Below are 15,854 nucleotides of genomic sequence, written 5' to 3' on the forward strand. Positions count from 1 at the left end.
ACCCCTGAACTGGGGGTGAGTGATGCTCACGTTACGTCCGCACTTCGGGGGACGAACTCGCGGAACCGGCCCTCCCCCGGGCCTCGCATCGGAGCGACGCCCGCAGAAGTTCCCCTCCGCGAGCGCCGCCCCGAGGCGGAGCCGATCAGCCCTTCGTCACCTGCTGCTCGCGGCGCCGCCGGCTGATCGCGAGCGCTCCGAGGATGGCGCCGAGCCCGAGCACCCCGAGGGCCGCCGCCAGGAGGCCTCCGGCGTTGGCACCCGTCACGGCGAGCGGTTGCGGCACGGTGATCCGCACACTCGACTCGGCGCAGACGATACCGTCGTCCGGGACATCCGGGTTGCCGTAGCAGACTTCGCCGGTGTTGGTCAGGCTGGTGGCCCTGGACGTCGGGCGGAGCGTGACGTCCAACGTCACCGGCGGCGCCTCGGTGATGTTCGGCCCCAGCACCCCCAGCAGCTCACACCGCAACGTGCCGCCGTACCCGCCGGCACCCCGGCCCGTGACCTCGCAGCCCTCCCACCGCGGGAACGCCGGAGCACCAGCCGTGGTGATCGCATCCACCCGCAGATCGGCCGGAATCTCATCGATCAACGTCACCGGCTCCGCCGCACCGATCCCCGTCGAACGCACCTGCAACGTGTACTCGAACGACGACCCAGGCTTCGCACTGGTCACACTCGAGGTCTTCTCGATCTCCAGCAGCGGCGGCCGATCGATCGCACACGTCGGCAACGCCTGCGGGTACACCGCCAGCACCGACTGCGACGGGTTCACCTCGAACGTGATCGTCGCCGGGTTCTCCATGTCACGCCACGGATACGTCGCGACATTCTCATCCAGGATCAGATCCAGGAACCGCGTCCCAGGCACCGGCGGATTCGTCAGATCCGCCTCCGTGACCGGACGCCACCCCGGGAACTGATACGGAACCCCGTTCTCATCCACCGCAGCCCCCGGCCACAACAACCGACCGGTGCGGGCGTCCCACGGGATCGTCTCGGTCTTGGTCAGCGTGCCGTCGGCCGACGTCCACGTCACCGTGATCTCGCCCGGCTCCACGTTGTCCGACACCTCGATGTCGTAGTAGAGCCACGGCACATCGTTCACGCAGCGGACGTAGACTCCCGCGTCGATCGCCTTCTTCGGCACCTCCACGTCGTCGCAGTCGTTGGCCTCAATGAGGTCGGCGGGCACGCCCTCCCCCTCGGTGATGGCCACGCATGCCTCGTTCGGAATGTCCTCGAGATCGATCTCGGGCACCACGGGCGCCGGGTCGTCGGGGCCGACGGCGTCGGGCGTCTCGGTGGGGGGCGGAGCCGGCAGCGTGACCGGGATGGTGATGGTCACCACGTGGCCCGGCTCGAACGGTCCGACGCCGTGGGCGGTGAAGTCGTTGTCGCCGGCCGTGCCCGTCTCCTCCCAGTTCGCCAGCGGCCCGCCCGCCGAGTCCGTGAAGACGGCGGAGCCGGCCACGACCAGCTCGGGATCGATGAGGTCGGTCACGTCGAGCTCGGCCACCGGCGCCGTGCCGTGGTTCGTCACCGTCAGCACGTAGTCGAACGTGTCGCCGTTCTCCACCGCGCCGTCGGGGTCGTCGCCGAGGTCGTAGGCCTTCTCGATGCCGACGTCGACGAGGTCGGCCACGTTCTCGAGCGAGCACGTGGTGAGCCAGCCGAGCACGACCGTGCCGACCGAGTCATCCGCGATCTCGTCATCGCACACCCAGCCCGTCGCGTGGTAGTAGGCCAGCAGCGGATGGGCCGCCTGGGCGTCGGCGATCTGCTCCGAGAGGAGGTAGCCGCCCACCGGGACCGTGAACACGAGGCCGGCGTCGCCCGCGTGGGCGATGGAGTGCAACAGCGGGTTGCCGGGGTCGCCGCCCTCATGGAGCGCGGCACGGAGTCGCCAGTCGCCGGCGCCCAGCAGCTCGAGGTCGTCGCCGAAGCCGAGGTCGGCGAGATCGACGCCGTCGAACGCCGAGTTGTCGACCGTCTTCGAGAGGGCGATGCGGCCGACCGGGATCGTCTCGCAGTCGCTGTCGGTGGTGACGATCGTGCCGTTGTCCATCTCGGCCTCGTTGAAGAAGCCGCGGCCGCTCGTCGTCGCCGTGCAGGTCACGTCGTCGATGTCGACGATGTCGGTCACGTCGGCGATCACGGTGATCGTGTACGTGTGCGTCGCCCCGGCGAGGATCTCCTCGCCGTCGGCCAGCACCGTCGCGCTCTCACCGTTCCAGCCGGTGGTGTCGACGCCCGCGTCGTTGGTCGCCACGGCCGACTCGATCACCACCCCCTCGGGGAAGCCCGGCGTGTCGGACAGGTCGTAGAAGAGGTCCTGGTCGCTCGGGTTCGCCACGACGACCGTGTAGACGACCGTCCAGTCGCCGACGTTCGGGTCGGCGGGGTCGGTGATGCGGGTCGGGGTGCCGACGAGCTCCTTGTCGAGCGTCGTGCGGCCCGGCTCGTCGCAGTCGGTCGCCGGCTGCGGCTGACCGTCGCCCACCTGCAGCCAGGCGGTGTTCCGGAAGCCGCCCGGCGTGGTCTCGCCGGGCTGGCACAGCTGCTGCGACGTCTCGTAGACCTCGGCGGGCACGGTCGCGTTGATCGTGATCACGTAGGTCGCCGTCGAGGATGCCGCGACCGACGCGTCGTCGGCGAGCACGTAGTCGCCCGCGACGGCGTCCCAGTCGGCGGCCTCATCGCTCGGGCCCGTCGCCGACGAGGAGTTGATCACGACGCCGATGCCGAAGAACGGCCGGTCCTCGAGGTCGTACACGAGCGGAGCGATCGGGCTGAGGTTGGTCACCTCGACCTCGTAGACGAGATCCCACGTGCCGGCCTCGTTCTGGCTGATCGAGGTGAGCTCCTTGGAGATCTCGCCGGCCGGCGGGACGACGGAGTTCGTGATCGCGCACGAGACGTCGAGACCGGGAGTCGCCACGAACTGGTCGCCCGGAAGCTGCGGGTTGCTGTCGGCGACGTCGCAGTCGAGCAGCGACGGCTCGTTCCAGCCATCCGGCGGAGCCACCTCGGTGATCGTGTACTCCGTGCCGATCGCGAGGTTCGTCCAGGTGACGGTGTCGGTGCCGTCGCCGGTGCCGCTGACCTCCTGCGAGGCGCCGGGCAGCACGCCGTCGGCCGGCGAGATCACCAGCTCGAACGACCAGTCGAACCCGTCTGGGGTGCCTTCGACGTGCTTGGTCACGGTCACCTCGCCCGGCACGGCCTCGTTGGTCACGGTGCAGCTGAGCGAGAGACCCGGCGTCACGGTGAACTGGAAGCCGGGTGCGCCGGCATCGGCGTCCTGCAGGCCCTCGCAGACGATCGCGCCCTCGTTCCAGCCCGGCGCATCACCCTCGGTGAGGGTGTACGTCTGGCCGACGACCAGGTCGTTCCAGCTGACGCTGGCGTCGGCCTGGGTCACGTGCTGCGTGGCCTGCTGGCCAGCCGGCACCGGGTCGATCGTGATCGAGAAGTCGAACGGGTATCCCTGCGGGACGCCCTCGACGATCTTGCGGAGCGTCACGTCGCCGGGCTCCGGGCTGTTGAGGTAGGTGCAGGTGACCACCTCGCCCGCGGCGAGGTCGATCGTCGCGAGGCCGTCGGTCACCTCGATCCCCTCGCTGCCGACACAGCTCACGCTGTCGAGCTCCCAGTTCTCCTCGAGGAGCTCCTCGACCGAGTACTCCCCCGGTTCGAGCAGCGGCGAGGCCCACGGCGCCTGGTCGGCCGTGAGGGTGAACGGCGTGACCGTGTCGCCGTCGGAGAACTCGAAGTCGAACACCTGCGCGGCCGGCCCGCCCGCGATGTTCTTGTCGACGATGATCTGGCCGAGCTCCGTGTTGGAGTACACGCAGGTCACGGTCTCCCCGGGGTCGAGGTCGATGAGCCCGGTGAGCGGGTCGCCCGGGTCCACGCCCGACCCGTCGTCGGCGTCGCCGCCGCTGCGGGTCTCGGTGCACTGCTGGAGCTCTCCGACGTAGGAGGTCAGCAGATCCTCCGTGACGGAGTAGCCGCCTGCGACGACGTCGGCGAAGACGGCCTGGCCGGTGCCGCCGGTCGTCTCGATGTCGAACGCTCCGACCTCGGGCTGACCGTTCCACGGCCACGTACCGGTGAAGCCGAAGCTGCCGTCGGCGCCGTCGACGTGCTTGACGATGACGATCGTGCCCTTCGCCGTGTTCGTGATCGCACACGAGATCACGTCTCCGGCGGCGACCGTGAAGCCGGTCTCGTCGATCGCGGCCGGGATCTGGCTTCCGGCGTGCAGCACGGTGCAGACCAGCTCGCCGGCGACCCAGCCCGAGCCGGGGTCGGCCTCGGAGATCGCGTACTCCGTGCCGGGCACGAGGTTCGCGAAGGTCGTCTCGCCGACGCCGCCGCCCGGCGGCGCCACGATGACCTGTTCGACGGCCGGGCCGTCGGGCTCGACCGGGTCGAGCACGAACGTGAACTGGCCGCCGGCGCCCACGGCCGTCTTGGTCACCTTCGCCGAGGCCGGAACGGCCCGGTTCGTGACGTCGCAGGTGAGCGCTGCGCCAGGCGTCGCGGTGAACTGCAGGCCGGGGGCATCCGATTCGTCCTGGATGCCGGTGCAGCTGATCGCGCCGCCCTCCCAGCCGGCGGGCACCTGCTCGGTGAGCGTGTACTGCGTGCCGATCGCGAGGCCGGTCCAGCCGACGGTCGGGTCGGCGTCGGTCGCGGCCTGCGTCGCAGGCTGGCCGCCCGCCCCGTCGGGGTCGGGGGCGATGCTGATGAGGAAGCTCCACGGCGTGCCGTCTGCGACGCCGCTGACGTGCTTCGTGACGTCGACGCTCGCGGGCTCTGCGGTGTTCGTCAGATCGCACTCGAGCGTCAGCCCGGGCGTGACCGTGAACTGGAAGCCCGCCGCGCCGGCGTCCTCGTCGACGAGACCGGTGCACGTGATCGTGCCCGTCTCCCATCCGGGGACCTCGCCCTCGGCGAGGGTGTACTGCACCCCGACGTCGAGATCGGTCCAGCCGACGGTCGGGTCCTCGTCGGTCGCCTGGATCGTGCCCTGCTGTCCGGCGGGCACCGGGCTGATCGAGATCGGGAACGACCAGTCGTATCCCTCCGGGACGCCCGCGACGTGCTTCTCGACCTCGACGCTGCCCTTCGTGGCCGTGTTGAGGACGGTGCAGGTGACGGTCTCACCCGGGTCGAGCGTGAACGCGATCGGCGAGTCGGTCGTGGGAGCCGCCTCGCCCGTGCAGGTCATGCTCGTGACGTCCCAGCCGGCGAGCGCGAGCTCGGCGAGGGTGTACGCCCCGGGCACGACGTGGTTGAACGCCCGGTTCTCCCCGTCGGAGAGGGTGAAGTCGGGCTGTCCGGTGAGGGTGAACGAGAACTCGTCGTCGGCCCCGTCGGGGTTGGTCTGCTTCTCGACGATGATGTTGCCGCGCTGCGTGTTCGTGTAGGTGCAGGTCACGAGTTCGCCAGGCTGGAGCGAGATCGACGCCGTCCCGGTGGCGAGGGTGCCGACGGAGTCGCCCGTCACGTCCTCGACGCAGGTGAGCGCGGTCAGGTCGTAGGCGGGCGCCGGCGTCGTCTCGGTCACGCTGTAGTTCCCGGCGGGGAGGCTCGTGTACTCCTTCATGCCGGTCTTGGCGTCACCGGTCGTCGTGATGGAGAACGGACCGCCCGGGATCGTGGTCGTGAACTCGAACGTGCCGTTGCCTCCGGCCACGTTCTTGATGATCCGGATGGCTCCGTCCTGCCGGTTCGTGAACGTGCAGTCGATCACCTGGCCGGCGACGGTCTGCACGCTCGCCGTCGCGGTGGGGACATCCGTCTGATAGGCGCCGCCCTGCGGAGCGCACGAGATCGACTGCAGCCGCCACTGCGGGCTGCCGGGCTCCGGCTGCTCGACGAGGTTCACGACCGATCCCGGCGTGTACCAGAACACCTGCGAGCTCGAGCCGCCCGCCACCGGCACGGTGCCGGGCTGCCCGGTGACCGCGAAGTCGAACGTCGTCGGGTCGCCCTCGGCGACCTTGGTGACCTTCACGCCGGAGGTGACGTTCGTGATCGTGCAGGTCGTCGTGGCGCCGACGTAGAGCGTGAACGCCTGCGGCGCGGTGTAGGTCTCGAGCTGGTTCGTCGCGGGGTTCGTCACCGTGCAGACGGTCGACTGGTGCTGCCACGGGGCGGGCGGCGCCGCCTCCGTCAGCACGTAGTCGGAGCCGGCGAACACGTTCGCCCAGGTGTGCGTCTCGCCGAGCCCGATCGCGGCGCCGAGGCCGTTCGTCCCGGCCACCGCGTCGCCGCTGGCGTTCTGCTGGCCGGCGGGGCCGACGAGGGTCGTGTCGTGCACGACGCCGCCGCCCGACCGGGCGACCGAGTAGGAGAAGCTCGCCGCCGGTCCGCCGTCCGTGCCGACCTTCTTCACGACGAGGCCGCCGCAGTTGCTGATGGTGAGCGGCGTCGGGTCGCGGACGATGTCCTCGGTGGAGGCCTGCTGGCTGTTGCCGGTCCGGGTGATGAAGCCGTCGGCGGTGAACGTCTTGCAGGTGCCGCTGCCGAGCACGCCGGCGGCGGTGAGATCGATCGCGAGTTCACCGAACGTCGCGTCGTTGCCGGTGGCGGGGGTGTCGGTGTTCGTGCCGACCGCCGCCTGGTACGGGATGCTCCCGCCGAGCGGCTCCCAGCTGTTGCCGTCCCAGTCGAGGACGCGGAGCAGCGTCTGCGCCCCGCTCGACTGGTAGTTGAACTCGATGAGGTAGTCGTCGTCGAAACTGCCCGGGTTGGGGCCTGCGAGCACCTGATAGGTGGTCATATCGCCGAGGCCCTGCAGCCGGGTCCAGTACTGGTAGAGGATGATGTGCGGCGTGCCGCCCACGTCGACGATCTCGTAGGCGCTCGCGGTGGTACACCCGTCGCCCTTGGCGTTCGGCTCGGGGCTCGCCTCGGGGGTCCACGGGTTGTCGTCGATCTTGTCGCCGCCGGCGAAGACCGTGTTGTCCGTCCCGCCCGTGCAGTTCGCCGCGCTCGCGCCGGCGTCGTAGGCGAAGGACGCGTCGACGATCCCCGACGACTGATGCCCCGACGCCGTCACGTAGGGACTGGTCGTCGGGGTGCCGTCGAGGATGGTGTCCCAGTCGACCCCGCTGCCGACCGTCTTGTTCCCGTCGATCTCGAAGGAGGTCGAGATGGGCCCCACGGTGGCCGCCGACGCGGCCGGTGCCGGCCCGACCGGGGCGATCGCGAAGGCCACCGCCCCCGCCGAGGCGAGCAGGGCGCCGATGGTGAGGCCGCTCAGCCACCGCATGCGCTCGTGCCTCCGCCGGCGCCGGAGGTCGGCCCTCGTCTCGGCTCGAGGGGTCGTTCGGGTATGCAGCCGCTTGGCGTTCATCATCAGCCTTCGGGTTACGAGGACGACCGCCGCCGTCCTCGGCTGGGTTCAGGCCCCGGGTAGTGGGCCCAGAGTCCGCGGGTAAGACGGGCTCGCGGTCATCCTCCCACCGTGCCCCTATCGCGAGATAGTCTCAGGTTGGCACCAAAACGGGGGCCAGCATGACGGATGCCGCGGCCCCCTGCCGCGGCATCCGCCCGCTGTTCACGCCGCGTTCACGGCGCCTGCCTCCCCGGTCATCGGGCCTCCCGGAAGCGGCGACCGGCGCGGAGCCCCGCCGCCCCGAGCAGGAGCAGCAGCGCCGCCGAGGCGAGCACCGCCGTACCGTCGACACCGGTCGCCGCGAGGCCGCCGCGCGATGGCGAGGCCGCCGCCGGCGTCACCGGCCGGACCGGCTGGTCGGGCGCCGCGTTGCAGTTCGGCGTCGGCGGCGGGTACACCGCCACCGCGTCGTTCGACGGGTTCACCCGGATCTCCACTACGGCCTCGTCTCGGAGGTCGTAGAACGGGGCCGACGGGTCGAGCACCCAGGTGCCGTCGGCCAGCTGGGTCCAGCCCGGCCAGGCGATCGGGTCGCCCGCCTCGTTCACCGCCGCGCCCGGCCAGAGCCGCTGGCCCGAGATCGTCATGCCGCTCGTCCACCCGGCCGGGTAGGCGATCGGATCGACCTGCGATGCGCCGTCGGCGAGGATCGCCGCGACATCGCTCGCCGGGATCGACGGATCACGCGCCGCGAAAGCCTCCGGCGTCCACCAGATCAGCACGATCGGGTTCGCCGCGGGGTCGCCCACCTCGAACGGGGTGATCGAGAAGGTGAACCAGGGCGTGTCGTTCACGCACTGGGCCATCCCGACGAGGCCCACGGACTTCACCGGGGTCTCGGCCTCGTCGCAGTCGTTCGCGGGGTTGGTGTCGAGCCCGACGGGCTCGTCGTCCGCGACCGCGGCGAGCGCGGGCGCGTCGTCGGGCGGGTAGGCCTCGACGGCGACGCACGCGGCGTTCACGAGCGGCGGGATGGGTTGGTCGGGCGCCGGTTGCGCCAGGTCGCCCACGGTGACGTCGAAGGTGATCGTCACGACGTCGCCCGGGTCGAGCCAGCCCTCGTGCTGCACGGTGAGCACGCCGTCGGCGACCGTCACCTCACCCCACGCATCCGGATCCGGCGAGATGACCGCGGACCCCTCGACGTACTCGACGCCCTCGGGCAGCGTGTCGGTGACGAGCGCGCGGTAGGCGGGGTCGTCGCCCACGTTCGTGATGGTCAGGCTGTAGGTGATCACGTCGCCTTCGCCCGAGTCGACCGGGCCGCCGTCGGCGGTCGTGGCGGTCTTCTCCAGGCCGACGTCGACGAGCATCACCGGGTGGTCGACGACGCACGGATCCTCGTCGACGAGCGCCGCGGGCTCGGTCGGGCATTCCCCGCCGGGCGAGGGCTCGACCTCGTTGTGCAGCAGCGTGCCGCCCGCGTCGGCGTCGACCCTGACGGTGTACCAGGTCGTCGCCTCCTCGCCCGGATCGAGCTCGGGGACGTTCCAGGTGAGCACCGTGCCGGCCGGACCGGTGAGGCCCGGCCCGAGCTCGACGAGCGTGGCGTCGTCGAGCACGTCGGCGAGATCGTCGTACGCCTGGGCGCCGGTGACGACGGTGTCGGAGTCGTTCACGGCGTGGAGGGTGTACGTGATGAGCTCACCGGGCGACACCTCGGCCCCGTCGGCCGGGTCCGAGGACTTGTCGAGCAGCCAGTGCGGCGTGGGGCACGGCAGGATCACGATCGTCCCGGTGCGGTCGTTCTCCGGGTCGTCGCCCACGCGGTGCAGCACGACGAGGTACGCGCCGGGGGCCGGCAGGTCGAACTGCCACTGGAACCCGGTGCCCGTCGCGGTGAAGGTGTGCGAGCCGACGAGCGTCATCGTGTCTCCGGCGTAGACCCGCACCTCGTACTGGAAGGCGAGCAGGAGGCCGGCGAGCGTGACGTCGAGGGCCGGCAGTTCGCCGTTCGGCGCGATGCACGGCACGAAACCGAGCTGGAGCGTCGGCGCTGGCGCCTCGCAGTCCTCACCGAGGATAGGGAGCAGCGCGAGGTTCAGCCCCGGGAAGTGCTTCTGCACCCCCTCGGCGTCGAGGTAGTCGAACGCCGGGATCACGTCGCGCAGATCCTGGTGCAGGGCGTGTGCGTGGCCGCCCGAGTACGGGTCGCTCGGGTCGCCGTTCGGATCGATGATCGACCGCACACTCGGGCTGATCGCCACGTACGGGTTCGCGTCGCTCGCGGTCGCGTGGCAGATGTCCACGTGATCGTTCCACTCGGGCACCGTCGAGGGGGGCCCTGCGAGCGGGGCAGCTTGCGCCGCGTCGGCGGCGGGCGGCGCGACGGATGCCTCGGCCTCGGCGGCCGCCGCATCCGTTCCGGCGTCGGCCGGGACGTGCTCGACGGGTGGCGCTTCCGGTTCGGCCGCGGGAGCCTCCTCCGGCGGCTCGGGTGCAGGCGGTGCTTCCTCGGCTGCCGGCTCGGCGGGCAGCGCCTCGGCGGGGGCCTCCTCGGGCGGCGGTGCCGGCTCCGCGGGCGGCGAGGCCGCGACGGTCGCCGCAGGATCGGCGATCCCCTCCTCGGCGGCGGCCATCGTCGGCAGGCCGAGGAGGATCAGGCCCGCCGTGGTGAGGGCGGCGATGCCCCCGCGCACGGCGGATCGGGTGGAGAGGGAGTTTCGGCGCGCGCGGCGCGCCATGCTGCGCTGTGACATGTCAGCTCCTGTGGGTTTCGGGTTGGAGCCGGCTCGGGTAAGAGTCGGGTGTCAGCGCTTCCAGTGTCCCGCCGCGATCGCAAGAAAAGAAGTATTCCTCATCTTTTGACCCGTGAATGGGGGTGTTCGAGCCCGACGGGGACGGCGGCCGGGTGCGGCATCCCCTCGCCTCGCCACCCCCTCGCTATCGTGAGCGTGTGGGCGATCGCGCGAACGACGGCCGGGGGGATGCCGCAGCGCCTCGCCGCGCGCGCGCCACAGCGGCTCGGGCCGGCGCAGAGGTGAAGGAAGACCTCGAGGCCGCCAGGCGCCGGCTCGAAGAGGCCGGCCAGCCGCTGCGCGAGCGGTTCGACCCGCAGATCCAGCAGGTGAGCCGGATCACGAGGCGCACGATGCGCATCTTCCCGGTGCGCGTCTGGCGCCACTTCCTCCTGCAGAACGGCTTCATCATGTCCTCGGGCATGAGCTATCAGTCGCTGTTCGCGGTCTTCGCCGGCGTCTACGTCCTCTTCGCCATCGCGGGCATCTGGCTCGTGGGCGATGAGGAGGCCATGGAGGCCTTCGCGACGCTCGTCAACACCTACGCCCCAGGCCTCATCGGCGACAACGGCGTGATCACCACCCAGGCGCTCATCCAGATCACGCAGGAGAACACCAGCCTCTTCGGCTGGACCGGCGCCATCGCGCTCGCGGGCTTCATCTGGACCGCGATCGGGTTCGTCACCTACGCGCGCATCGGTGTGCGCAGCATGTTCGGGCTGCCGAAGGACACGCGGTCCTACGTGTTGCTCAAGGCGCGGGACCTCGTCGCCGCCCTCGTGTTCGGCCTCGTGCTGCTCGCGGCCACCGCGATGTCGATCGTCACGACGAACTTCATCGACTGGATCCTCGGCGTGCTCGGCTGGGACTTCGGCTCGAACTGGTCGACCTATTTCGTGCAGTTCGGCGCCCTGCTCGTGGTCTTCGCGATCGACACGCTCGCGCTCGCGGCGCTCTTCCGCTTTCTCTCCGGCGCGGCCATGCCGTGGCGGCGGATGTGGGTCGGCTCGCTGCTCGGGTCGGCGGGGGTCAGCGTGCTGCAGCTGTTCAGCTCCGTCGTGCTCGCCTTCACCACCGACAATCCGCTCCTCGCGACGTTCGCGGTGTTCGTCGGCCTCCTCCTCTGGTTCCGCATCACGAGCATCGTCATCCTCGTCGCCGCGAGCTGGATCGCCGTCGAGGCGAGCGACGCGAACGAATCGCTCCGGCTCGTCACGCCCGAGCAGCTCGAGGCGGAACGGCGCCAGCGGGAGTACGAGGCGCTCGTCACGGCGGCGCGGGTGCGCGTGCGCATGTCGCAGGACGAGCTCACACGCGCCAGCTGGATCGGGCGATTCACCGCGAAGCGCAGCCTCGGCCGAGCGGAGGCCGAGCTCGCCGAACTCGAGGCGTCTCCCCCGCCCCCGGTGCCGAAGAGGGATGTCGGCTGGCTCGAATAGGATCGATCCCATGCCTGCCAAGCCCCTCCGCGTCGCCACTGCCAACGTGAACGGAGTGCGAGCGGCGTACCGTCGCGGCATGGGCGACTGGCTCGCCGCACGCGACGTCGACATCCTCGCGCTGCAGGAGGTGCGCGCCTCCACCGACGACCTCACGGCGCTGCTCGGCGACGAGTGGGACGTGCTGCACGACCCGGCGAGCGCGAAGGGCCGTGCCGGCGTCGCCATCGCGAGCCGGCAGAAGGCGCACATCCACCGCGTCGAGTTCGGCGCGACCGACTTCGACACCGCTGGCCGGTGGCTCGAGGCCGACTACGAGGTCGGCGACCGCATCGTCACCATCGTGAGCGCCTACGTGCACACCGGCTCCGTCGACACCCCCAAGCAGGTCGAGAAGTACCGCTTCCTCGACGCGATGGAGGCGCGGCTGCCGCAGCTGGCCGAGCACAGCGAGTTCGCCGTCGTCATGGGCGACCTCAACGTGGGCCATCGCACCCTCGACATCAAGAACTGGAAGGGCAACGTCAAGAACGCCGGCTTCCTCCCCGAGGAGCGCGCCTACTTCGACCGGTTCGTCGGGGCAGAGGGCGAGCCCGGCTACAACGACGGGGCCGGCCTCGGCTTCGTCGACGTCGGCCGCCGGGCCGCCGGCGAGGTCGACGGCCCGTACACCTGGTGGTCGTGGCGCGGGAAGGCGTTCGACAACGACACGGGCTGGCGCATCGACTACCAGCTCGCCACCAAGGCCCTCGCCGACACCGTGGTCTCCTACACCGTCGATCGCGCGGCCGCCTACGACGAGCGATGGTCCGACCACGCTCCCGTCGTCGTCGACTACGCCATCTGACCCAGAGGAATCCTCCGCATGACCACCGCACATCCCATCGTCTTCTCCGGCATGCAGCCGTCCAGCGGCTCGCTGCACCTCGGCAACTACCTCGGCGCGCTCGTCAACTGGGTGGCGCTGCAAGACCGCTCCGACGCCATCTACTGCGTCGTCGACCTGCACGCGATCACGGTCGCGCAGGACCCCGCCGAGCTCCGCCAGCAGACCCGGTTCACCGCCGCCCAGTACCTCGCGGCGGGCATCGACCCCGAGCGGTCGACGCTCTTCGTGCAGTCGCACGTGCCGGCGCACGCCGAGTTGGCCTGGGTGCTCAGCACCATCACCGGGTTCGGCGAGGCCAGCCGGATGACCCAGTTCAAAGACAAGTCCGCACGTCACGGCGCGGATGCCACCACGGTCGGCCTCTTCACCTACCCGGTCCTGATGGCGGCCGACATCCTGCTCTACGACACGACCCTCGTGCCCGTCGGCGATGACCAGCGCCAGCACCTCGAGCTCACCCGAGACCTCGCCGGCCGGTTCAATTCGCGGTTCGGCGACACCTTCGTGCGGCCGGAGGCGTACATTCCCGAGGAGTCGGCGCGCATCTACGACCTGCAGGACCCCGCCATCAAGATGTCGAAGTCGGCCTCGAGCGAGGCGGGCCTCGTCCGGCTCCTCGACGAGCCCGCGGTCACGGCGAAGAAGATCAAGAGCGCGGTCACCGATGCCGAGCGCGAGATCCGGTACGACGTCGCCGCGAAGCCCGGCATCTCGAACCTGCTCGACATCTACGCGACCGTCACGGGCCGCTCGATCCCCGAGCTCGAGGCCGAGTACGCGGGGCGCGGCTACGGCGACCTGAAAAAGGACCTCGCCGAGGTGGTCGTCGATCGCATCGCTCCGATCCGGGCCCGCACCCTCGAGCTCATGGAGGACCCGGCCGAGCTCGACCGGCTCCTCGCACTCGGCGCCGACAAGGCGGCGGAGCGGGCCGAGCGCAAGCTCGCCGACGTGTACGACCGCGTCGGCTTCGTCCGCCGGCGCTGACGTGGTCAGCCGCACCGGCTCGCGGGTGCGCGAGCCGTCACCCGTCGTCCTGTTCGACCTCGACGACACGCTCATGGCGCATCGAGAGGCGGTCGAGTCGGGCATACTCCTTCACGCCGGCGAGCTCGGGTACATCCCCGACCCCGACGCCGCGGCCATGCAGCGCCTCTGGTACGAGCTCGAGGAACGGCACTACCACGCCTACCTCGCGGGCGAGCTGAGCTTCGAGGGCCAGCGGAGGGCTCGCGCGCGCGACTTCGCGGCGGCGCACGGCGTCGACCTCGACGACGACGCGGCCGGAGCCTGGTTCGCGACGTACTTCGAGCGCTATCGCGAATCGTGGTCGCTTCACGACGATGCGCTGCCCACCCTCGACGCGCTCGAGCGCGAGCTCCCGGGCGTGCGCTTCGGCATCATCACGAACGGCGAACTCGAGTTCCAGACGGCGAAGCTCGTGCGGCTCGAACTCCCCGGGCGGTTCTCCCATGTGGTCGCCTCCGGCGCGGTCGGCGTCACGAAGCCCGACGCCGCGATCTTCCGTCACGCGATCGAACGCTTCGCCGCCGACGCCCCGGTCGGCGCGGCCGCGTACGTCGGCGACCGGCTCCGCACCGACGCGATCGGCGCGGCGCATGCCGGGCTGCTCGGCGTCTGGCTGAACCGCCGCGGCGTCACCCCGACGGCCGACGAGGCCGCCGACGCCGAGGCATCCGGCGTGGTGGAGATCACGCGACTCGCCGAACTGCCCGCGCTGCTGGCCGACCGCTGGTGACGAACGGACGACGCGGGCCGGCCACCTGGAGGTGCCCGGCCCGCGTCGTTCAGTGGTCGCAGCGCGTCAGCGCACGTCCTCGTCGACCCAGTCGAGGGTCTTCGTGACGGCCTTCTTCCAGTTGCGGTCGAGGCGCTCGCGCTCGGCCTCGTCCATCGACGGGGTCCAGCGGCGGTCCTCCTGCCAGTTGGCCCGCAGCTCGTCGAGCGTCGACCAGAAGCCCACGGCGAGGCCCGCCGCGTAGGCCGCACCGAGCGCGGTGGTCTCGGCGACCACCGGCCGGACGACCGGGACCCCCAGGATGTCGGCCTGGAACTGCAGCAGCGTGTCGTTCGCGGTGGCGCCGCCGTCGACTCGGAGCTCCGTGAGGTCGACGCCCGCGTCGGCGTTCACGGCCTCGATGACGTCGCGGGTCTGGAACGCGATCGCCTCGAGCGCCGCCCGCGCGATGTGCCCCTTGTTCACGTAGCGCGTGAGGCCGACGAGGGCGCCGCGCGCGTCGGGCCGCCAGTACGGCGCGAACAGGCCCGAGAACGCCGGCACGAAGTACGCGCCGCCGTTGTCCTCGACCGAGTTCGCGAGCTGCTCGACCTCGGCCGCTGAGGAGATCAGGCCGAGGTTGTCGCGCAGCCACTGGATGAGCGAGCCCGTGACCGCGATCGAGCCCTCGAGCGCGTAGTGCACGGGCTGGTCGCCGAGCTTGTAGCCGACCGTCGTGAGCAGCCCGTTCTTGGAGTGCACGATCTCCTCACCCGTGTTGAAGATGAGGAAGTTGCCGGTGCCGTACGTGTTCTTCGCCTCGCCGGTCGCGAACGCGGCCTGCCCGAACGTCGCGGCCTGCTGGTCGCCGAGGATGCCCGCGATGGGCGTCTCGCGGAGCAGCGAGTGCTCGCTCGCGACGCCGTAGACCTCGGAGGACGACTTGATCTCGGGCAGCATCGAGCGGGGCACGCCGAACGCCGCGAGGATCTCGTCGTCCCACTGCAGGGTCTCGAGGTCCATGAACATGGTGCGGCTCGCGTTCGTGACATCCGTCGCGTGCACGCCGCCCTCGACACCTCCCGTGAGGTTCCACAGCACCCACGTGTCCGTGGTGCCGAAGAGCAGGTCGCCGGCCTCCGCCTGCTCGCGCGCGCCCTCGACGTTCTCGAGGATCCAGACGATCTTCGTGCCCGAGAAGTAGGTGGCGAGCGGGAGGCCGACCTTCGCCTTGAACCGTTCGACCCCGCCGTCGGCCGCGAGGCGGTCGACGATCGGCTGCGTGCGGGTGTCCTGCCAGACGATCGCGTTGTACACCGGCTGCCCGGTGCGCTTGTTCCAGACCACCGCGGTCTCGCGCTGGTTGGTGATGCCGACGGCGGCGATGTCGTGGCGGGTCAGGTTGGCCTTGCCGAGCGCCTGGCCGATCACCTCGCGGGTGTTGGCCCAGATCTCGGTCGGGTCGTGCTCGACCCAGCCGGCCTTGGGGAAGATCTGCTCGTGTTCGAGCTGGCCGGTCGAGACGATCGACCCCTGCTTGTCGAAGATGATCGCGCGCGACGAGGTCGTGCCCTGGTCGATCGCGAGGACGTAGTCAGCCATCGGAGAACTCCATTGTCGGTATCGGTTCGGA

Annotated in this window: 7 protein-coding genes; 4 read left to right on the forward strand and 3 right to left on the reverse strand. The window is 70.7% G+C overall.

Annotation, left to right across the window (positions count from 1 at the left end; genetic code table 11):
* Positions 1–145: 145 nt before the first annotated feature.
* The gene (locus tag ABIQ69_RS12075) at positions 146–7,291 is read right to left on the reverse strand and encodes a DUF5979 domain-containing protein (protein ID WP_350347367.1); all 7,146 of its coding nucleotides are present in this window, start codon (positions 7,289–7,291) and stop codon (positions 146–148) included.
* 320 nt (positions 7,292–7,611) lie between these two features.
* Complete coding sequence (locus tag ABIQ69_RS12080; protein ID WP_350347368.1) at positions 7,612–10,116, reverse strand: hypothetical protein; 2,505 nt, start codon at positions 10,114–10,116, stop codon at positions 7,612–7,614.
* A gap of 197 nt (positions 10,117–10,313) precedes the next feature.
* On the opposite strand from ABIQ69_RS12080, the gene ABIQ69_RS12085 reads away from it, so the two are divergent.
* The 4 genes from ABIQ69_RS12085 to ABIQ69_RS12100 are packed head-to-tail and all read left to right on the forward strand — an operon-like array spanning position 10,314 to position 14,242.
* The gene (locus ABIQ69_RS12085) at positions 10,314–11,594 is read left to right on the forward strand and encodes a YihY/virulence factor BrkB family protein (protein ID WP_350347369.1); all 1,281 of its coding nucleotides are present in this window, start codon (positions 10,314–10,316) and stop codon (positions 11,592–11,594) included.
* 10 nt (positions 11,595–11,604) lie between these two features.
* Positions 11,605–12,441 carry an exodeoxyribonuclease III gene (locus ABIQ69_RS12090; protein WP_350347370.1) on the forward strand — a complete coding sequence of 279 codons (837 nt, stop codon included), beginning with the start codon at positions 11,605–11,607 and terminating at the stop codon, positions 12,439–12,441.
* Between the two features lie 18 nt (positions 12,442–12,459).
* Positions 12,460–13,470 carry a tryptophan--tRNA ligase gene (gene trpS, locus ABIQ69_RS12095; protein ID WP_350347371.1) on the forward strand — a complete coding sequence of 337 codons (1,011 nt, stop codon included), beginning with the start codon at positions 12,460–12,462 and terminating at the stop codon, positions 13,468–13,470.
* A gap of 1 nt (position 13,471) precedes the next feature.
* Positions 13,472–14,242 (forward strand): HAD family hydrolase, encoded by a 771-nt coding sequence (locus ABIQ69_RS12100; protein WP_350347372.1) that lies wholly within the window; start codon positions 13,472–13,474, stop codon positions 14,240–14,242.
* A 66-nt stretch (positions 14,243–14,308) separates the two neighbouring features.
* On the opposite strand, the gene glpK is transcribed toward ABIQ69_RS12100, so the two are convergent.
* Positions 14,309–15,823 (reverse strand): glycerol kinase GlpK, encoded by a 1,515-nt coding sequence (glpK, locus tag ABIQ69_RS12105; RefSeq protein WP_350347373.1) that lies wholly within the window; start codon positions 15,821–15,823, stop codon positions 14,309–14,311.
* Positions 15,824–15,854 lie beyond the last annotated feature (31 nt).

It is taken from the genome of Agromyces sp. G08B096, from assembly GCF_040267705.1.
In the GTDB taxonomy this organism is placed as follows: domain Bacteria; phylum Actinomycetota; class Actinomycetes; order Actinomycetales; family Microbacteriaceae; genus Agromyces.

Coding starts and splice junctions, on each gene's coding strand:
- ABIQ69_RS12090 (WP_350347370.1), top strand. CDS start 11,605: ATGCCTGCCAAGCCCCTCCGCGTCGCCACTGCCAACGTGAACGGAGTG.
- ABIQ69_RS12075 (WP_350347367.1), bottom strand. CDS start 7,291: ATGCGGTGGCTGAGCGGCCTCACCATCGGCGCCCTGCTCGCCTCGGCG.
- trpS (WP_350347371.1), top strand. CDS start 12,460: ATGACCACCGCACATCCCATCGTCTTCTCCGGCATGCAGCCGTCCAGC.
- ABIQ69_RS12080 (WP_350347368.1), bottom strand. CDS start 10,116: ATGTCACAGCGCAGCATGGCGCGCCGCGCGCGCCGAAACTCCCTCTCC.
- glpK (WP_350347373.1), bottom strand. CDS start 15,823: ATGGCTGACTACGTCCTCGCGATCGACCAGGGCACGACCTCGTCGCGC.